The sequence below is a fragment of the Bradyrhizobium sp. 604_D8_N2_3 genome, assembly GCF_051810765.1.
Classification (GTDB): domain Bacteria; phylum Pseudomonadota; class Alphaproteobacteria; order Rhizobiales; family Xanthobacteraceae; genus Bradyrhizobium; species Bradyrhizobium barranii.
This window is the reverse complement of record NZ_JBPWPM010000001.1, coordinates 5,798,906-5,816,350: the sequence shown is the minus strand read 5'-3', so window position 1 is coordinate 5,816,350 and position 17,445 is coordinate 5,798,906. Positions and strand designations below refer to the sequence as shown.

The 17,445-nt window shown below is 64.5% G+C and carries 19 protein-coding genes; 11 read left to right on the top strand and 8 right to left on the bottom strand.

Annotated features, from left to right (window positions below):
• Positions 1-41: 41 nt before the first annotated feature.
• Entirely contained in the window at positions 42-2,084 is a 2,043-nt protein-coding gene (gene thrS, locus AB7245_RS27890; RefSeq protein ID WP_085405341.1) for a threonine--tRNA ligase, read from the bottom strand.
• Positions 2,085-2,269: 185 nt separating this feature from the next.
• On the opposite strand from thrS, the gene AB7245_RS27885 reads away from it, so the two are divergent.
• Both AB7245_RS27885 and AB7245_RS27880 read left to right on the top strand, forming a co-directional pair.
• Entirely contained in the window at positions 2,270-3,445 is a 1,176-nt protein-coding gene (locus tag AB7245_RS27885; protein ID WP_085405342.1) for an MFS transporter, read from the top strand.
• 91 nt (positions 3,446-3,536) lie between these two features.
• The gene (locus AB7245_RS27880; protein ID WP_028150242.1) at positions 3,537-3,914 is read left to right on the top strand and encodes a hypothetical protein; all 378 of its coding nucleotides are present in this window, start codon (positions 3,537-3,539) and stop codon (positions 3,912-3,914) included.
• Between the two features lie 60 nt (positions 3,915-3,974).
• Here the strand turns inward: AB7245_RS27880 and AB7245_RS27875 are convergent, their stop codons facing one another.
• Positions 3,975-4,301, bottom strand: a complete 327-nt coding sequence (locus tag AB7245_RS27875; RefSeq protein WP_063982511.1) for a GrlR family regulatory protein — start codon at positions 4,299-4,301, stop codon at positions 3,975-3,977.
• A 168-nt stretch (positions 4,302-4,469) separates the two neighbouring features.
• Positions 4,470-5,795 carry an alpha/beta hydrolase gene (locus tag AB7245_RS27870; RefSeq protein ID WP_071912671.1) on the bottom strand — a complete coding sequence of 442 codons (1,326 nt, stop codon included), beginning with the start codon at positions 5,793-5,795 and terminating at the stop codon, positions 4,470-4,472.
• Positions 5,796-6,124: 329 nt separating this feature from the next.
• Between AB7245_RS27870 and AB7245_RS27865 the strand changes: the two genes are divergently transcribed.
• Together AB7245_RS27865 and AB7245_RS27860 are read left to right on the top strand one after the other, a co-directional pair.
• On the top strand, positions 6,125-7,492 hold the full coding sequence (locus AB7245_RS27865; RefSeq protein ID WP_085405343.1) for an APC family permease: 1,368 nt from the start codon (positions 6,125-6,127) through the stop codon (positions 7,490-7,492).
• Between the two features lie 14 nt (positions 7,493-7,506).
• Positions 7,507-8,703 (top strand): hypothetical protein, encoded by a 1,197-nt coding sequence (locus AB7245_RS27860; protein ID WP_085405344.1) that lies wholly within the window; start codon positions 7,507-7,509, stop codon positions 8,701-8,703.
• A 128-nt stretch (positions 8,704-8,831) separates the two neighbouring features.
• On the opposite strand, the gene AB7245_RS27855 is transcribed toward AB7245_RS27860, so the two are convergent.
• Both AB7245_RS27855 and yidD read right to left on the bottom strand, forming a co-directional pair.
• Positions 8,832-9,041, bottom strand: coding sequence for a hypothetical protein (locus AB7245_RS27855; protein WP_085405563.1), 210 nt, complete (start codon positions 9,039-9,041; stop codon positions 8,832-8,834).
• Between the two features lie 101 nt (positions 9,042-9,142).
• On the bottom strand, positions 9,143-9,481 hold the full coding sequence (gene yidD, locus AB7245_RS27850) for a membrane protein insertion efficiency factor YidD (protein WP_085405345.1): 339 nt from the start codon (positions 9,479-9,481) through the stop codon (positions 9,143-9,145).
• Between the two features lie 248 nt (positions 9,482-9,729).
• On the opposite strand from yidD, the gene AB7245_RS27845 reads away from it, so the two are divergent.
• Positions 9,730-10,626 (top strand): hypothetical protein, encoded by an 897-nt coding sequence (locus AB7245_RS27845; protein ID WP_439035108.1) that lies wholly within the window; start codon positions 9,730-9,732, stop codon positions 10,624-10,626.
• 112 nt (positions 10,627-10,738) lie between these two features.
• Here AB7245_RS27845 and AB7245_RS27840 read toward each other — a convergent pair whose 3' ends face one another.
• The gene (locus AB7245_RS27840; RefSeq protein WP_085405347.1) at positions 10,739-11,194 is read right to left on the bottom strand and encodes an iron-sulfur cluster assembly scaffold protein; all 456 of its coding nucleotides are present in this window, start codon (positions 11,192-11,194) and stop codon (positions 10,739-10,741) included.
• A 240-nt stretch (positions 11,195-11,434) separates the two neighbouring features.
• Between AB7245_RS27840 and folE the strand changes: the two genes are divergently transcribed.
• From folE to AB7245_RS27820, 4 genes are all read left to right on the top strand, one after another.
• Positions 11,435-12,127: a GTP cyclohydrolase I FolE gene (gene folE / locus AB7245_RS27835; protein ID WP_063982517.1), complete on the top strand. Its 693-nt coding sequence runs from the start codon at positions 11,435-11,437 to the stop codon at positions 12,125-12,127.
• A 45-nt stretch (positions 12,128-12,172) separates the two neighbouring features.
• Positions 12,173-12,595 carry a phosphoribosyl-AMP cyclohydrolase gene (hisI, locus tag AB7245_RS27830; protein ID WP_085405348.1) on the top strand — a complete coding sequence of 141 codons (423 nt, stop codon included), beginning with the start codon at positions 12,173-12,175 and terminating at the stop codon, positions 12,593-12,595.
• Positions 12,596-12,735: 140 nt separating this feature from the next.
• Positions 12,736-13,755: a lytic transglycosylase domain-containing protein gene (locus tag AB7245_RS27825; protein WP_231142209.1), complete on the top strand. Its 1,020-nt coding sequence runs from the start codon at positions 12,736-12,738 to the stop codon at positions 13,753-13,755.
• Between the two features lie 180 nt (positions 13,756-13,935).
• Positions 13,936-15,111: a DUF2336 domain-containing protein gene (locus AB7245_RS27820; RefSeq protein WP_085405350.1), complete on the top strand. Its 1,176-nt coding sequence runs from the start codon at positions 13,936-13,938 to the stop codon at positions 15,109-15,111.
• Positions 15,112-15,286: 175 nt separating this feature from the next.
• Here AB7245_RS27820 and AB7245_RS27815 read toward each other — a convergent pair whose 3' ends face one another.
• On the bottom strand, positions 15,287-15,865 hold the full coding sequence (locus tag AB7245_RS27815) for an Hpt domain-containing protein (protein ID WP_085405351.1): 579 nt from the start codon (positions 15,863-15,865) through the stop codon (positions 15,287-15,289).
• A gap of 31 nt (positions 15,866-15,896) precedes the next feature.
• On the bottom strand, positions 15,897-16,442 hold the full coding sequence (locus tag AB7245_RS27810; protein WP_008549760.1) for a response regulator: 546 nt from the start codon (positions 16,440-16,442) through the stop codon (positions 15,897-15,899).
• 172 nt (positions 16,443-16,614) lie between these two features.
• Here AB7245_RS27810 and AB7245_RS27805 point away from each other — a divergent pair, with 172 nt between their 5' ends.
• Both AB7245_RS27805 and AB7245_RS27800 read left to right on the top strand, forming a co-directional pair.
• The gene (locus AB7245_RS27805) at positions 16,615-17,178 is read left to right on the top strand and encodes a DUF2975 domain-containing protein (RefSeq protein ID WP_085405352.1); all 564 of its coding nucleotides are present in this window, start codon (positions 16,615-16,617) and stop codon (positions 17,176-17,178) included.
• A 2-nt stretch (positions 17,179-17,180) separates the two neighbouring features.
• A complete protein-coding gene (locus AB7245_RS27800; RefSeq protein WP_049807677.1) occupies positions 17,181-17,435 on the top strand; it encodes a helix-turn-helix domain-containing protein in 255 nt (84 codons plus the stop codon).
• Positions 17,436-17,445: the final 10 nt, after the last annotated feature.

The following is a 17,445-nucleotide window of genomic DNA, read 5'->3' as shown; positions in this document are numbered from 1 at the left end:
CACGCCCGCAACCGGAAGCGAATTTAGATCGATTTCAGGACTCAGGCCGCCTCGCGCGCCCGCCGGACGTCCGGTGGGGTGGCCTCGTCGACGAGGGCGGCGAGCGCCTCCACCGTCGTCATCACCTTCTGGCCGTCGCTGCCGAGCCGGCGGACGGAGACCGACTGCGTCTCGGCCTCCTTCTTCCCGCACACGAGCAGCGCCGGAATCTTGGCCAGCGAGTGCTCGCGGACCTTGTAGTTGATCTTCTCGTTGCGCAGGTCGATCTCGGCCCGAAGCCCCGCGCGCCGGACCTGTTCCAGCACCTGCTTGGCATACTCGTCGGCCTCCGAGGTGATGGTGGTGACCACCACCTGCACCGGGGACAGCCAGAGCGGGAAATTGCCGGCATAGTGCTCGATCAGGATGCCGATGAAGCGCTCCATCGAGCCGCAGATCGCGCGGTGCACCATCACCGGCGCCTTCTTGCCGCTGTCATGGTCGATGTAGAACGCACCGAACCGCTCCGGCAGGTTGAAGTCGACCTGCGTGGTGCCGCACTGCCAGTCGCGGCCGATGGCGTCGCGCAGCACATATTCGAACTTCGGCCCGTAGAAGGCGCCTTCGCCCGGATTGATCTCGGTCTTGATGTGATTGTTCTGCGACTGGATCTCGCGCAGCACCGTCGCCATCACGCGCTCGGCGTGATCCCACATCGCATCGGTGCCGACGCGCTTCTCGGGCCGGGTCGAGAGCTTCACCGTGAGATCGCCGGTGAAACCGAAATCGGCATAGGTCGACAGAATGAGATCGTTGATCTTGAGGCACTCGTCGGCGAGCTGATCTTCCATGCAGAAGACGTGCGCGTCGTCCTGGGTGAAGCCGCGCACGCGCATCAGGCCATGCATGGCGCCGGAGGGCTCATAGCGATGCACCACGCCGAACTCGGCGAGGCGCAGCGGCAGGTCGCGGTAGCTCTTCAGGCCGTGCTTGAAGATCTGCACGTGGCCGGGGCAGTTCATCGGCTTCAGCGCGAACCAGCGCTTGTCCTCGGCCTCGTCGCCGGCGGACTGCGCCGCGAACATGTTCTCGCGATACCAGCCCCAATGGCCCGAGGTCTCCCACAAGGACTTGTCGAGGATCTGCGGCGCATTGACCTCGCTGTAGTCGCCGGCGAGGCGCCGGCGCATATAGGCGATCAGCTGCTGGAAGATGGTCCAGCCCTTGGCGTGCCAGAACACGACGCCCGGACCTTCCTCCTGGAAGTGGAAGAGGTCGAGCTCGCGCCCGAGCTTGCGATGGTCGCGCTTCTCGGCTTCCTCGATCTGCTTCAGATAAGCGTCGAGGTCCTCCTGCTTGGCGAAGGCCGTGCCGTAGATGCGCGTCAGCATCGGATTGTTGCTGTCGCCGCGCCAATAGGCGCCGGCCACCTTCATCAATTTGAAGGCGTTGCCGACCTTGCCGGTCGAAGTCATGTGCGGGCCGCGGCAGAGATCGAACCAGTCGCCCTGGTAGTAGATCTTGATCGGCTCGTTGCCGGGAATGGCGTCGACCAGCTCGACCTTGAACGCCTCGCCCTTGTCGCGGAACACCTGCTTGGTCTTCTCGCGGTCCCAGACTTCCTTGGTGAAAGGTTTGTCGCGCGCGATGATCTCGCGCATCTTCTTCTCGATTGCGGCAAAATCTTCCGGCGTGAACGGCTCGTTGCGGAAGAAGTCGTAGTAGAAGCCGTTCTCGATCACGGGACCGATGGTGACTTGCGTGCCGGGCCACAGCGTCTGCACGGCTTCGGCGAGCACGTGGGCGCAGTCGTGGCGGATCAACTCGAGCGCGCGCGGATCGTCGCGGTTGATCAGCTCGATCTTGGCATCGGCTTCGATGGGATCGTCGAGGTCGGCGACCTCGCCGTCGAGCGCCATCGCGACCGTGCGCTTGGCCAGCGACGGCGAAATGCCCTTGGCGATCTCGAGGCCGGTGATGCTCTTGGCGTATTCGCGCCGGGCGCCGTCGGGGAAGGTGAGGGTGATCTTTTCGGGCGGGGTCACGGGTCTCAGATTGCTGAGGCTGTATTGAAAGCCGGATTCGGATTTGGGCTGGTCGGTCATGCTTTTCTCCTGAGGCTCACTCCTGCGAACGAGCGCAGGTAAGCGGGAACGAGCGATATATCAGGCGATTCGGCCTGTGCAATCCGGCATTTCCAAGAAAGTCGCGCGCAAAAGCTTGGGCGATGCTCCAACTATTTCGCACCGCGCCCTTTAACTGGTCGCAGGCCTGCTCTACATGCACTTGCATGGAAAATCCGCCCGTGGCCGGCCGTTTCACGCCAACCGCCCTGATGTTCGGCAATCTCGTCACCGGCTGCTCGGTGCTGGCGCCGGCGGGCATGCTGCCGGAATTGTCAACCGGGCTCGGCATCACCATCCATGCTGCGGGGCTCCTGATCACCTTCGGCGCGATTACGCTGTGCATCGGCTCGCCGCTGACGGCGTGGCTGACCAGCCGCATCGAGCGGCGGACGCTGCTTGCGACCACGCTTGCGGTGCTCGCCCTTGGCAATCTCGCCTCGGCATTTGCCCCTGACTACACGAGCCTGCTCATCATTCGCCTGCTGGTGCTGGCGGTCGGCGCGCTCTACACGCCGCAGGCTGCGGGCACGGCGGCGCTGATCGTGCCGGTGAAGCGGCGCGGCAGCACCATCGCCTACATCTTTCTCGGCTGGTCGTTAGCTGCGGCCGTCGGTCTTCCGCTGATCACTTTCATCGCCAGCCGCTATGGCTGGCGCGCGGCCTATGGCGGGATCGGCGCGCTCGGCTGCATCAGCTTCCTGCTATTGCTGCTGCGCCTGCCGGCGGGATTGAAGGGCACGCCGGTGGACCTGAAGACCTGGAGCGCGGTCGGCCGCAGCCGGACGATCCTGCTGCTGCTTGCGATCACGATGCTGCAAATGTCCGGGCAGTTCGTGGTGTTCACCTTCATGGGTCCGCTGCTCAAGAAGCTGACCGAGGCGAGCCCGGATGCAATCGGCATGGTGTTCGGCATCTACGGTGTTTGCGGCTTCCTCGGCGTCGTCATCGCGACCCGCATCGTCGACACCTGGGGGCCCTATCGGACGTCGTTGCTGTTCACCTGCCTGCTGCTTGCGGGCATCACCGGCTGGGCGCTCGGTGCGGGGAGCCTGGTGTTCATGGCGTTCGCGGTCGCGATCTGGGGCCTCGGCTTTGCCTCAACCAATTCGATGCAGCAAGTGCGGCTGGTCGCGGCTGCGCCGCCGCTCGCATCGGCGACCGTCGCGCTCAACACCTCCGTCCTCTATGTCGGCCAGGCTGTCGGCTCCGCCATCGGCGGGCTGCTGTTCGCCCGCGAACTGCTGCATCCGCTTGGTTTCGTCGCGGTCGGCTTCGTCGTCCTGGCGCTGATCCTCGTGGTTCTGACCCGACCCCGGCCGGCTGCTGCCACCACGGCCTGAAGGGTGCGTTTTCCTATGCGCAAGGTGCTTGGCAAACCACGCGCGGGAGCGCTAGAAGGCGAGGCATGGGGACCAAAGAGAGTTGACTGACATGAGGATGATTCTGGCGGTTGCCGCGGTGCTCTATTCAGCCTCCGCGTTTGCACAAACCGACAAGCCACCCATGGTGGGGGACAAGCCGCTGGTGCAGGTCACGCCCAAAGGGACCAAAGAGGCCGCGGCCAAGCCGGCCGCAGCGCCGAAGGGCAAGCCGCAGTCGATCGCGGCACGGCTCCAGGCCTGCCTCGACCTCGATGACGGCACCAAGGACCGCCTCAACTGCTACGACGCCGTGATCGCGCCGCAGCCGAAGCCGAAACCGGCGAAGGCCAAGGGTTACGCCGATTGCCGCTTCTTCAAGGAAGAGGACGAGCGGCTGGCCTGCTTCAACGGCTTCGCCGAGAGCATTCCGAAGCTGCCCAAGACCTGAACATCAAGACCTGACCATCAATACCTGAAGATCAAGAGCCGAGGTCTGGAAGCCGGACGGCTAGTCGCTGATCCGGCTGAGCACGGCCCTGAACGCAACGCCCGGCACCTGCAGCGCGGTGCCTTCGAATTCCGCCGTGTCGCCGTCCTCACGGCCGGCCAGCGTCAGCGTGATCCTGTCGTGCCCGAACAGCGGCTTGAAGGACGGATCGTCGTTGTAGCGCTGGGTCGAAATCTTGACCTTGATGCTGTCGCCCTCCCCGACGTAGGTCCCGATGAAAGCGAAGGCGGAATTGCCGCCGCGCATCTTGCCATCCGTCACATAGACGACGCCGCAGCCGGTTCCATGAACCGTGTGGAAGTCGACCTTATACAGTCCCTGACGCACCGTCTGTCCCCGCAGAATTCAAGCTAAAACTTGGCCGGCAAATTATGAGCGTTGCCAGCGGAAGCAATCCGGTGGCTCCCGGGGATGTCGGCCATCAACATCACATTTTGATCAAAGCCAGCGACAATTGCGGGCAGCGCGGCCAAATGCCGACGCGCGCAATATCGGCTAGCGGCTCGATGCGGCCGGATTGGTGGACGCAACGCGCGTCAGCGCCAACGACGGCGTCGCCGACATCTTCACCAGCACGTCCTTGAGCGGGTCCCGGGTCCAGGCGCGCGTCACATAATCACGATGCGTGATGCCGTCGCCGGTTTCGACGAACACCACGCTGCCGGGACGGAGCGGCCCGTCCATGTCCTCGGAGACGCTGATGCCCTTTTGCCGCAGCATGCTCATCAGCTCGCGGTCGCGCCGCGCGGTGTAGCGGGTGTAGGAGCTGACGAAGAAGCCGGACCGATGGCTCTCGATCCAGGAGGCGAACTTGTCCATTTCGCCGTAGACGGCATCGAGCAGGACGACGCCGCGGACGCGGTCGCTGATGCCGCCGACCTCGAGGCTCCAGGCCGTCGGCAGGAAGCCACCGCTGTAGCCGACGATCACGATCGGCATGTTGGCGAAGGCGCGGGCGTTGTTGGGATCGCCGGTGAGCCGGGCCAGATGGGCCGCCGACTCTTCCATGAAGCGCTTGAGGCCGCCCGCCTGCCAGAACTTGCCGGCGCTGGAATCGGCGGCATCGACCGCCATCTGCGGCGCCAGCAGGATGGCGTTGGCGCCGGAATCGGTGACCTGCTGCGGTACGAGTTGGCGGTCGCGCACGTCGCGCTCCAGCGTTGCGCCGTTGCCGTGGAAGAACACCACGATCACGCCCGGCTTGCGTACGTCGAAATGCTCGGGCACGTGCATCAGCACGCGGCTGTCGCTGTAAGTCTCGTCCTGCCAGTAGACGCGCCCGGAATAGCTGCGGTGGCCGCGGCGATCGCCCTTGGAGATGTTGAGGAATGGCGCGTCGGAGGCGGGGTTGTTGCCAAAATAGGGGAAGGCCGACGATTTCATGCTGACGAGTGTCGTCAGGTCTTCACGTGCCGGACGCTGGTAGGGGATTTGCGGTGCGAGTGAGGCGACCTTGTACGGCGCCTGCTCCGGCTGAGGCTGCTGCTGGACGGCGCGTTTGGGCGAGAAGTCCGACATCTGCCGTTGCAGAAGACTCTCGCTCGCCGACGGGAAGCGCTCCTTGAATTGCGGAGCGGGGAAGCGATCCTCGAACGTGTCGCTGCTTGCGACCTGAGGATTGGTCTTCGCTACGATTTGGACGTTGGCCTGCGAGTTCGCCGCGAGCGCCGCCGGGTTGGGGGCCCTGCCGCATTGAACCAGCGTGAGCGACAGCGGCACCAAGGCTGAGACCAGCGCGATCCGGCGCGCACCACTGCGCGCGCCGGACAGCGTCCGATCAGCACGAATGTCAGCTCTCAATTTCGGAGCGGCCCCGACCATCCACCCATGACCCCAAGTCATGTCCACAAGCCCAGCGGCAATATTCAAGCTAATTGAGCCGACTGGCGTTTAGGCGACGTTAAGTGTCCGGAGAAACTTCCCCAAATCCGGAATGCTCAAGGGGACCATGCAATCGTGTCCTGATTGTGGGGGTGCGAAACGGGATTCTCAGGTGTTTACGGGGCTTTGTTGCCCAGGATCGTGCACAAAAGGTGCCGCAATACCGATTTCATGCGCCTCATTTAACCCTTGTTAACCCTGCTTGAATTGACTGGACCAGACTGCACGATGCTCTCCACGACACGTGACGCCTGAGGTTGAGGACCCCGATGACGGCATCAGATGCGGGACCCGCGCCCTGGACTGGCCGGCTGACGGGGAGCGGGCCGGGGGTCTCCGTTCTGGTCGCAACCGCCATCGTCGTTGCCGACATGATCGGGGTCGGCGTCTTCACCAGCCTCGGCTTCCAGGTCAAGGACATCCCGTCCGGCTTCTCGATCCTGTTGCTATGGACCATCGGCGGCATCGTCGCGCTGTGCGGGGTGTTCTCCTACAGCGAGCTCGGCGCCATGTTTCCGCGCTCGAGCGGTGAGTACAATTTCCTCGGCCGCGCCTATCATCCCGCCTTCGGCTTTCTCGCCGGCTGGGTCTCGGCGACGGTTGGCTTCGCAGCGCCCGTCGCGCTCGCGGCGATGGCGTTCGGCGAATACGCGAAATCGGTCGTCCCCGATCTGCCGCCGATCCCGCTTGCCATCGGCGTGGTGTGGCTGGTCTCGATCGTGCAATTGACCGGCGTCAGGCACTCATCGACCTTCCAGCTGATCTCGACCATCCTCAAGGTCGTGCTGATCGTCGCCTTCCTGCTCGCCGGCTTCGTCATCGGCACGCCGCAGCCGATTGCCTTCACGCCGCAGCCGGGTGATCTCGCGCATATCGTCAGCGCGCCCTTCGCGATCGGGCTCGTCTTCGTGATGTACTCGTTCTCCGGGTGGAATGCCGCGACCTACATCATCGGCGAGATGAACATGCCGCAACGCGATCTGCCGCGCGCGCTGCTCGCGGGCACGCTGATCGTGCTCGTCCTGTACGTCGCGCTGAATGCGGTGTTTCTCTACTCGACGCCGGTCAGCGCGCTGGCCGGCCAGCTCGATGTTGCCAGCGTCGCGGGCAGCGCGATCTTCGGCAGCCTCGGCGGCCGGATCGTCGGTGCGATGATCTGCGTCGGCCTGATCTCCTCGATCAGCGCGATGATGTGGATCGGCCCGCGCGTGATGATGACGATGGGCGAGGACATTCCGGCCCTGCGCGTGTTCTCGAAGCGATCGGTGAGCGGCGCGCCGGCCTATGCCATCCTGTTTCAGCTTGCCGTCGCCAATCTGCTGTTGTTCACGCGCAGCTTCGAGGCGGTGCTCGACTTCATCCAGTTCGCGCTGTTGTTCTGTTCGTTCTTCACGGTCGCCGGCGTCGTCAAGCTGCGCATCACCGATCCCGACCTGCCGCGGCCCTATCGCGCCTGGGGATACCCGTTCACGCCGCTCGTTTTCCTCCTCGTGACCGCGTTCATGATGTACTACCTGTTGACCGAGCGGCCGGTGCAGTCGCTGGCGGGGATGCTGCTCATGCTCTCGGGCCTGTTGATCTATGCTGTTTTCCGCAGGCGGCCGGTCGCCGCTGGTACGTCATCACACCGCGAATAGACATGTTTCGACCCATGAGAATTGCGGCCGTCGCTCTTGCCCTGCTGGCCGCGGCCGTCTCGTCTGCACGTGCCGCCGACGTCACCTTCGATGATACCGCGCGCTTTCTCGCGGGCATGCAGCCTTCGCCGGACTCGCCGCTGGTGCCGCTCACCAAAGACCCGGGCTGGCAGCGCCACGCAAAATTCTTCGACGGCGCCTTCGCCCAGCTCGAGCAGCGGCAGCTCTCGAAGATCCGCAATTGGGCCGACGTCAATCTGGCCGCGCCCCGGCCGACCATGTTCTACTTGTTCAGCGGCCCTGACTTCCTCTACGCAGATGCGTTCTACGCCAAGGCCAGCACCTACGTGCTCGGCGCGCTGGAGCCGGTCGGCGCGGTGCCTGACCTGACGCGGCTGCCGCGCGGCTCGGTCGGTGCCGCGCTCTACAATGTCGAGCGTTCGCTCGGCTCGATCCTGAGCTTCTCCTTCTTCATCACCAAGCACATGAAGGTCGACCTGCACGCCAACCAGGTCAACGGCACCTTGCCGATCCTCTATGTCTTCCTCGCGCGCTCCGGCAAGACCATCCGCAATGTCGAGATGATCGCGCTCGACGACAAGGGCGGGGTGCATACGGGAGGCGACAATCCGGGACGGAACGCGACGCGCGGTGTCCGCATCACCTTTGCCGGAAGCGACGGCGAGGCGCGCACGCTGTACTATTTCTCGACCGATCTCTCCAATGCCAGCGCGCGCAACACGGGATTTCTGAAATTCTGCGAGACGCTCGGGCCCGGCAACAGCCTGCTCAAGAGCGCGTCCTATCTCCTGCACAAGGGCGACTTCTCCGTCGCTCGCAACTGGCTGCTGGCCAACAGCGCGACCATCATCCAGGACGATTCCGGCATTCCGCTTGCGAACTACAATGCGCAACAGTGGCGGTTCTTCCCGTTCGGCCGCTATCTCGGACCGATCGACGAATTCCCCGGCCGCTACCAGGAGCGCTACGCCGACCTGTTCACGCGCGCCCAGCCGATCGATTTCGGCGTCGGCTATCGCTGGCGGACGCATGAATCGAACTTGCTGCTGTCGGTGAGGGTGCCGGGAAGCGAGACGGCGCCGGCTGCGGAGACCACCTCGTCCGCCGAGCCGTCGCCAAAGCCGCCGCGTCCGAAGCGGCTGCGTCCGCCCGAGTCGATCCCGCCCGGGCGCTTTTTCTGGTTTCGTTAGCTTGCCTGTTGAGGCGGGCGTCACGCGCTCCGGGCGATGACAACCAGCCGTACGAACGCGAACGCCATCTGATGATATGTCGCCAAACCCGGTGCAGATCGGATGGTGCTCGATCTCTAACGTCCAGCCTACCAGTGCACGCTCTGGCTCGGCACGATGAAGGCCGTGGTGCTCGGCGCCGTGGCAAGGCTCGTTGCCAGATACCAGCCGGAGCCGACGACGAGCGCCAGCAGCGCAATGATGGCAATCATGTCGAGGGTTCTGGGGTCGTGATGCCCTCTGGAACCAGGATGTGGACCAAGCCTGAAGTGAAAATGAGGGCTGATTTTCCAGCGCATTCTTGTTTCCTCCCGTAGGAGCATCACAACAACGCGAGGGGGAAGTTCCGGTTCCATTCAAGGCAGCGATGCGCGAAGCGCCGCGGCGTTCCTGGTGATATTCAGGACGCGTTGACGCCGCGCCAGCGGCCGTAGCGCCAGGGTAGATACCAGTGCGCGCCTTGCGGTGCGGTGAGGGGCACGTTGTCGATTCCCGATGTGCCGAAAGGATTGCAGCGAAGCAGTCGCGCGAGCGTCATCCAGCCGCCGGCCCACAGCCCGAACCGTTCGATCGCCTCGTCGCCATAGACCGAGCAGGTCGGCAGGTGCCGGCAATTGTAGCCGACCAGCGGCGAGAGCGTGTGGCGGTAGAGCCAGATCAGTGCGCGGCCGAATCGGCGCGGGAGCCGGAGCGCGCCCTCGATGGGAGTGGAACAGTGCTCGCAGGTTGAATGCTTCATGGGCGCTGTGCTGCGATCGTGAGCGAGGTATTGCGCGGTTCCGGCGCAGGGAACCGCAAGTTGTTGTTTCTGCGCCATATTTCCCGTGCTTTTTGGGAGCAGTGCAGCAAGTACCTGTGGACGATCTGTATTCCCCCGGATACCATTTTTATGACGACCGTGTGTAGAAACATACGCCCGTATGATGGACTCAGAGGGCGCTACCGAGGACTGTTGGGGAACCTTTGGGGCTTGGGGAAGGAACCAGATTGAGACTTCTGAACTCCCTCGACCGTCGCGGCTGGTTGTTGCTTGGGGCAGCCGCGCTTGGCGCCGCGCTCTTCGGAGCTGTCGCCACGACCGGCACAACGGCTCATGCCGGCGCCGCCCTCGAAGAGCGCAAGCTGCCGATGAAGTTCAACTGGGTCGCCTGCGACCCGAACTGCCGCGGCTGGATCAGCGCGGTCGGCATCATCACCGCTGATACGCCGAGGGATTTCGAGGAGTTTTCGCGCGGACGCCAGCTTGGCGGCGCGACCGTGGTGCTCGACTCCAGCGGCGGTTCCGTCAACGACGCGATCACGCTCGGCCGGCGCTTCCGCAATCTTGGACTTTCGACCACCGTCGGCATCAGCGTTCAGAACCGCAGCGGGCAGTCGGCCCGTCCGGCGGTTGCGCCCGAAGCCTATTGCGAATCCATGTGCGTGTTCCTGCTGCTGGCCGGCAAGAAGCGCTACGTGCCGGAAGCCGCTCATGTCCGGGTCCACCAGATCTGGATGGGCGATCGTGCCGACGATGCCAAGGCGGCGAGCTACAGCGCGCAGGACCTGATGATCGTGGAGCGCGACATCGGCCGGCTCGCCAAATACACGTTCGATATGGGCGGCGCCGGCGACCTGCTCTCGCTCGCGCTCAGCGTGCCGCCGTGGGAAGATCTGCACGAGCTGGATGCTGGCGAGCTGAAGCTCACCAATCTCGTCACCACCAATCTGGTGGCCGACGTGCTGCCGCATGTGGACGTCGCGGCGCCCGCGGTGGCGGAACTTGCACCGAAGACGCAGGCGAGGTTCGGCGCGGAAGCGGAACCGCAGCCCGTCAAATCGACCAAGACGGCGGAAGCCTTGGTGCCGACCGGTGCAGCGCAAAGCGCAGGCTCGCAAAAGTAGGATTTCCCTGATCGTCATTCCGGGGCGTTCGCAAAGCGACGAAGCCGGAATTCAGATATCGTAGCGCGACCGGGTTCGCGCCGGCGCAGGCGTCGGAATGACCTCGACCAAATCAGCCCTGCGCCGCGGCCAGCTGTTTGGCTTTCGCCTCGATCTGGCCGATGGCATCGACCACGGCATCGAAGGTCAGGAGGGTCGAGGCGTGTCGCGCCTTGTAGTCGCGGACCGGCTCGAGGAACTTGATCTCTTCCCATTTGCCTTCGGGAGGCGCGCCGTTCTCCTTGAGCATCTTGCGAACGGTTTCGCGTAACTCGCGGAGTTCGCTCGCGGTCGAGCCGACGACGCGACTTGCCATGATGGATGAAGAGGCTTGTCCGAGGGCACAGGCCTTCACGTCATGGGCGAAGTCGGTGACCTTGTCGCCCTCCATCTTGAGGTCGATCTTCACGGTCGAGCCGCACAATTTGGAGTGGGCGGTGGCGGTGGCGTCGGGGTCCGGCAGCCGTCCGAGGCGTGGAATATTCCCGGCCAGTTCGATGATCCGCTTGTTATAGATGTCGTTCAGCATGTGATGGAGTCCAACACTTCCGCACCGGATCGGCCTTGGCGGGCGCCGTCCACGGTCCTATATAGGGGCGGAACTGGCGGAAAAACAGTCCAGCGGTGCGGCACAGCGGTCCAGACCTGCGCTGCCAGCGTGATGACCCAAGGGCCTTTTTCGTCAAAACTGTTCTCTTCAGGCGTCCGGCGGCTTGCCGCCCCGTCTGCCGGTGACACTCCGGCCGTTAGGCCGTCGAACGGAGTAGACATGGACGCTACGATCAAATCCATCCGCCCGGGCAAGCCCTCCGACCGCCAGCCCGAGAGCCGCCCGGCTGAGCTCGACCCTGCCGAATTCCTCGCGGCCGCCGTCCGCGCCGACCAGCCGCGCCCCGCGCGCGCAGAGGCGGAAGCGGCGGTGAAGACGCTGCTCGCCTATATCGGCGAGAACACCGCGCGCGAAGGCTTGCTCGACACGCCGCGCCGTGTGGTCGAGGCCTTCGACGAGCTCTATCAGGGCTACCACCAGTGCCCGGCCGAGGTGCTCGACCGCACCTTCGGCGAGACGGCCGGCTATGACGACTTCGTGCTGGTGCGCGACATCGAGTTCACCTCGCAGTGCGAGCATCACATGATGCCGTTCTACGGCAAGGCGCACATCGCCTATACGCCGGTGGAACGCGTCGTCGGCCTGTCGAAGCTTGCGCGCCTGACCGACATCTTTGCCCGCAGGCTCCAGACCCAGGAGCACATGACGGCGCAGATCGCGGCGGCTATCGACGAGATCCTCAAGCCCCGCGGCGTTGCCGTGCTGATCGAGGCCGAGCATACCTGCATGTCGGTGCGCGGCGTTGCCAAGCATGGTGCCTCGACCTTCACCAGCCGCTTCACAGGCATGTTCCGCGACAATCCGGCGGAGCAAGCTCGTTTCCTGTCCCTGGTGCGAGGCACGACGCGCTGACCTCGCGAAGGTCTATGTTCGCGTCATGCTCTAGCGAGGACGCCCGTGTCCGCTCACTCCCATGAGATCGAGGAAGGCCTCGCTTTCCTGCCGAAGTTCGACGCCGGCGGCCTCGTGACCTGCGTGGCGACCGACGTCGCCACCGGTGACGTGCTCATGGTCGCGTACATGAACGACGAGGCGCTGCGCAAGACGATTGCGACCGGCGAGGCCTGGTACTTCAGCCGATCGCGCAATGCCTTGTGGCGAAAAGGTGAGACGTCGGGTCAGACCCAGCGCGTGATCGAGATCCGCACCGATTGCGACCAGGACGCGGTCTGGATCCGTGTCGAGCAGATCGGCGCGGCCTGCCACACCGGCCGCCGGTCCTGCTTTTACCGCAAGGTCGACGCCGAGGGCGGCGGCGCCAAGCTGGTCTTCATCGATGCGGACAGGTTGTTCGATCCGGACGCCGTCTACAAGAAATAGCCGGCCGTCACCCCGAGTTCGGGCCGCAATGACGGCGAGCGGCCAGATTAACCCCGCATTAACCATACCTGTCCCACGGTGAGACGACAGGCGCCGAATTGCCGGCGTCGCTCAACGCCGCACGGGGCGGGCACTCCATCATGTCGGTCGACAATTCCAGTGCCTCTCAGACGACGGGTCTCGATCCGTCGCGGGCACGCGTCGCCGGCGCGATCAAGCAGGTCTCCAACCGGACGGGCGTCAGCTTCCAGTACATGCTGACCACCGCCAAGATGGAATCGGATTTCGATCCGACGGCGGAAGCCACCACGTCGTCCGCGCACGGGCTCTACCAGTTCATCGACCAGACCTGGCTGGGTACGGTGAAGGAGGCGGGCACCCAGCTCGGCTATGGCAATTATTCCGACGCCATCACCAGGACGTCGTCGGGCAGTTACGCGGTCGATGATCCCGCCATGAAGCGGTCGATCATGAAGCTGCGCGACGATCCGGAAGCCGCCTCCACCATGGCCGCAGCGCTGACGCAGTCGAACAGTTTCAAGCTCACCGGATTGCTTGGCCGCAGGCCGTCTGACAGCGAACTCTACATGGCGCATTTCATGGGTGTCGGCGGCGCCGCAAAGCTGATCGCCAATGCCGAGGACAATCCGCAAGCGGTCGGCGCGCGGCTGTTTCCCAATGCGGCCTCCGCCAACCGATCGATCTTCTACGCCAGGGACGGCCGCGCCCGCAGCGTCTCCGAGGTCTATTCGGTGCTCGACGCGCGCTACGCCAGCGCGGCGAATTCGAAGACGACGCGCAGTGCGATGGCGATGTATGGCGACACGCCATCCACGACGCAGGTCGCAAGTGCCAATGGCGTGCAGCCCAGCGCGCCTGTCATCGACAACGCCGCCTATCTGCAGACCTTTCCGGAGGCGCGCGGCGTTACGCCGGTGAGTGCGACGTCGTCGTCAACGGCTGCGGACAACACGCCGATCACACCCGCATTCCGCTCGATCTATCAGCCCGGCGATACCACGCAGCCGGTTTCGACCACGGTGCAGAAATTGTGGGGCAGCAACGCCTCGCTAGCCTCGATCGCATCGGCGACGCCTGACGTGCGTCCGCCGCAACCACTCGATCTCTTCAGCGATCGCAGCGGTACGTTCTCGAGCTGATCGTTGCGCGAATAACCCGCTCTCGTGTCCCGGACGCGTGGCAGGCGGCTTTGTTCCCTTAACAAAACGTCAATAAAACCAGCCAGTTATGGTGAACGCTTTGTTAAGCGTCGTGGTTTATTTTGTGTTGCAGGTGACAAGCCGTCACCGTTTTCGTTTGTTGTGTAAGCCGGAAGCAGCATGATTGTTCGGCAGTTCATCAATTGGATCAGGACGGCGCCCGCCGGCGAGCGGGCCGAGGCGACGCGGGCATTGGCCCGGGCCTGGCTGATCTCAGACCTTTCCCATGACGACCGTATCGCGGCCGAAGGCGCGCTCCTGATGCTGCTCGACGATCCCTCGCCGCTGGTGCGGCAGGCGATGGCCGAGGCTTTTGCGCGCAGCACCGATGCGCCGGCGTCGATCGTGCGGGCGCTGTCGGCGGACCAGCCGACCGTCGCGCTGCCGGTGCTCGAACATTCTCCGCTCCTGATCGACGCCGATCTCGTCGACATCGTCGCAACCGGCAATGACGAGGTGCAATGCGCGGTCGCCCGCCGCATCGCGTTGCCGGTGTCGGTCTGCGCCGCCATCGCCGAAGTCGGCTGCGCGGCGGCAGCCCTCGAGCTGATCGAAAATCCCCACGCCGAGCTCGCGCCGTTCTCCTGGAATCGCATCGTCGAGCGCCACGGCCATCTCGCCGCGATCCGCGAGGCGATGCTGGTGCTTGAGGATTTGCCGGCCGCGACGCGCGCCGCTCTGGTGGCAAAACTTTCCGAGACCCTTGCGCAGTTCGTCGTGGCGCGGAACTGGCTGAGCGCCGACCGTGCCGAGCGCATCGCGACCGAGGCGCGCGACCGCTCGACCATGAACATCGCGGCGCGCTCGCGCGGCGAGGACATGCAGGGCCTGGTGCATCATCTGCGCGTCACCGGCCAGCTCACCGCGGGCCTGATCCTGCGTGCGCTGCTGTCGAGCAATCTCGATTTATTCGATGCCGCGCTCGCTGAACTTGCCGACCTGCCGCTGGCACGCGTCTGCGCGCTGCTGCACGACCGTGGCGGCAACAGCCTGCACGCGCTGCTCCGCCGCGCCGGGTTGCCCGAGGCGACATTCGCGGCGTTCCAGGTCGCACTCGATGCCTGCCACGAGCAAGGTTTTGTCGATACCGATGACGGCGCGGCGCGGCTGCGCCGGCGCATGGTCGAGCGCGTGCTCACCCATTGCGAGACCGACCGCGGCGCCACCGAACCGCTGATGGTCCTGCTCCGCCGCTTCGCCACGGAATCCGCGCGCGAAGAGGCAAGGTTGTTCTGCGACGAGCTCGTCGCGGATGACGCGCTCGATCCCGTGTATGACGATCTGATCGCGGCGTAGCGAGATGCCGTAGGGTGGGCAAAGGCGCGTAGCGCCATGCCCACCATTTATCCGCACAGCTTATATTGGTTGGTGGGCACGCTTCCGCCTTCGCTCTTCGAGCTACGGCGGACGAGTCGCTTTGCCCACCCTACGACACTTGCGCTCGCAATGACGCGAGGAGAGCGCCGGGGCGCTACTCCGCCGGCGCGATGCTCGGTGCCAAAATCACCTCGAGATGCTCGGGGCGGTCGCGGTTGGCGTGGGCGAGATAGTCGTCGGCGACCTTGCGCAGGCGGCGGCTGAGCTCGGCCGAGACGCTGATGCTGTCGAGCTTGGTGTTTTCATGCACGATGGCGAGGATGGCGTTGATGTGGTGCGTGAACAGCTCGGCCGGCACCTTGTCGAGATCGGGTGCGTGCTCGATGACGCGGCACAGGCTCTCCGCAACTCCCGCCGCCGCCGGATAGCCGAACGTCGCAGCGTCGCCCTTGATGTCGTGCGCGGCGCGGAACAGCTCGTCGCGCCGCTCCTTGGTGAAGCCCTCATGGCGGATAGCGACATAAGCGGCCGACAGACGATTGACCTCGGTCGCCATCCAGTCCTTGAACTCACCGGCGAGGCCCGCCAGCGCCTGCTCGGCGCGGGCGACCGGATCGTCCAGGTCCTTTTCTTCGACACGGCGCAGAACCTTGCGCAGCGGATTGGGCTGCGTGATCACTTGGTGCGTGGCGAAGGCCGTGACCTCGATGTCCTTTGCGCCGTTCTTCGCCATGATGTCTGCCCCGATCGTGTGAGACGTTGCGCTAGATGGAGGAACGAGCCTTGTCGAGCAGCGAGGGTTGCTGGAGCACCTCGTGCTTTTCGCCGACGCGGCGCTCGGGGCCCATATAGGCGGAGTTGGTGTTGCGGCGCCGGTCCGGACCGAAATAGGTCTTGGTCTTGATGAAGGGCCGGGGATTGGCGACGACGTTGAGGATGCGCTGGTAGAGGCCCTTGGCGGAGATCGGCTTGGCCAGGAATTCGGTGACGCCGGCATCGCGCGCGACCGTGACGCGGCGTTTCTCGGAATGACCGGTCAGCATGATGATCGGCGCGTAAGGATTGCCCTTGGATTCCGGCTGCCGGATCATCTGCGCGAGCTCGAGCCCGTCGAAGATCGGCATCGCCCAGTCGGTGATGACGATGTCGGGCACGTAATGGCTGTACATTTCCAGCGCGGTGGCGCCGTCCTCGGCCTCGTAAACCTCGCGCGCGCCGAAGGAGTGCAGCAGCGTCCGCAGGATGCGGCGCATGTGCGGATTGTCGTCGCAGACGAGGAAGCGCAGCTTGTTGAAATCGATGCGGAACATGACGCCTGGGCCGGAGCGGTCAACTTTCGTTAACCATATCGCGGCGGGGGTTAAGGAAGGGTTGCTGCCGGCATTTCGCGGAGTACGTGACGAGGGAAGGGATTAATATCGTAATTCTGCCATTTTTTATTGTAAAACGATAAAAATATACAATTAAATGGGAGCTAGTCCGATGAGCGTCGTCGCGTTTCCTTTTCCTGCGCCGGTCGAGCCGCGGTTGCGGCGCATCGGACGGATCGTGGCCGTCGGCGCGCTCCTCTGCGTCGCCGGCGGTGTGCTTGCGGTGCCGCTGCTCTGGTCGAGCGACGAGATGCTCCGGCACTGGATCGCGACCCAGTCCCCGCTGGGGGCGCGGCCCTTCACGCTCAACCTCAGTACGCGCCTCGCCGGTGCCCTGATCAGCCTGATCGGACTTGCGCCTGTCCTCTACGCCTTGTTGCAGCTCTCGATGCTGTTCTCCCGTTTCGCGCGCGGCGAGGTCTTCGTGACCGACAACGCCTGGCGCATCCGCCGGATGGGCCTCGCGCTGATCGCCAACGCGTTGATGTCGCCGCTGGTGCAGATGCTCACCACGCTCAACCTGACGCGGGCCAACCAGCCGGGCCAGCTCGTGGTCATGTTCGGCATCGAGCAGTCGCATGTGCTGTCGGTGCTGAGTGGCCTCGCGCTCGTCGCCTTCGCGACCGTGATGGCCGATGCCGTTCGCATGTGGCACGAGAACAGCGAGATCATCTGACCATGCCGATCATCGTCAACCTCGACGTCATGCTCGCCAGGCGCAAGATCAGGTCGCGCGAGCTTGCTGCGCGCATCGAGCTCACGGAGGCGAACGTCTCCCTGCTGAAGTCGGGCAAGGTGCGCGGCATCCGCTTCGACACGCTCGAGCGGATCTGCGCCGTGCTCGACTGCCAGCCCGGCGATATCCTGGAATATGTCCCCGACAGCGCGGACGACGCGCTGGAGCCGCGCGGGGCTGGCCGGAAATCGGCCTAGCCAATCCTTC

Excerpts from the sequence above, each read along its gene's own strand:
- AB7245_RS27865 (WP_085405343.1), top strand. The coding sequence starts at position 6,125 with ATGACGGCATCAGATGCGGGACCCGCGCCCTGGACTGGCCGGCTGACG.
- AB7245_RS27800 (WP_049807677.1), top strand. The coding sequence starts at position 17,181 with ATGCCGATCATCGTCAACCTCGACGTCATGCTCGCCAGGCGCAAGATC.
- thrS (WP_085405341.1), bottom strand. The coding sequence starts at position 2,084 with ATGACCGACCAGCCCAAATCCGAATCCGGCTTTCAATACAGCCTCAGC.
- AB7245_RS27855 (WP_085405563.1), bottom strand. The coding sequence starts at position 9,041 with ATGCGCTGGAAAATCAGCCCTCATTTTCACTTCAGGCTTGGTCCACAT.
- AB7245_RS27860 (WP_085405344.1), top strand. The coding sequence starts at position 7,507 with ATGAGAATTGCGGCCGTCGCTCTTGCCCTGCTGGCCGCGGCCGTCTCG.
- AB7245_RS27870 (WP_071912671.1), bottom strand. The coding sequence starts at position 5,795 with ATGGTCGGGGCCGCTCCGAAATTGAGAGCTGACATTCGTGCTGATCGG.
- AB7245_RS27820 (WP_085405350.1), top strand. The coding sequence starts at position 13,936 with ATGATTGTTCGGCAGTTCATCAATTGGATCAGGACGGCGCCCGCCGGC.
- AB7245_RS27810 (WP_008549760.1), bottom strand. The coding sequence starts at position 16,442 with ATGTTCCGCATCGATTTCAACAAGCTGCGCTTCCTCGTCTGCGACGAC.
- AB7245_RS27840 (WP_085405347.1), bottom strand. The coding sequence starts at position 11,194 with ATGCTGAACGACATCTATAACAAGCGGATCATCGAACTGGCCGGGAAT.
- AB7245_RS27805 (WP_085405352.1), top strand. The coding sequence starts at position 16,615 with ATGAGCGTCGTCGCGTTTCCTTTTCCTGCGCCGGTCGAGCCGCGGTTG.
- folE (WP_063982517.1), top strand. The coding sequence starts at position 11,435 with ATGGACGCTACGATCAAATCCATCCGCCCGGGCAAGCCCTCCGACCGC.
- AB7245_RS27825 (WP_231142209.1), top strand. The coding sequence starts at position 12,736 with ATGTCGGTCGACAATTCCAGTGCCTCTCAGACGACGGGTCTCGATCCG.
- AB7245_RS27815 (WP_085405351.1), bottom strand. The coding sequence starts at position 15,865 with ATGGCGAAGAACGGCGCAAAGGACATCGAGGTCACGGCCTTCGCCACG.
- AB7245_RS27885 (WP_085405342.1), top strand. The coding sequence starts at position 2,270 with ATGGAAAATCCGCCCGTGGCCGGCCGTTTCACGCCAACCGCCCTGATG.
- yidD (WP_085405345.1), bottom strand. The coding sequence starts at position 9,481 with ATGAAGCATTCAACCTGCGAGCACTGTTCCACTCCCATCGAGGGCGCG.
- AB7245_RS27880 (WP_028150242.1), top strand. The coding sequence starts at position 3,537 with ATGAGGATGATTCTGGCGGTTGCCGCGGTGCTCTATTCAGCCTCCGCG.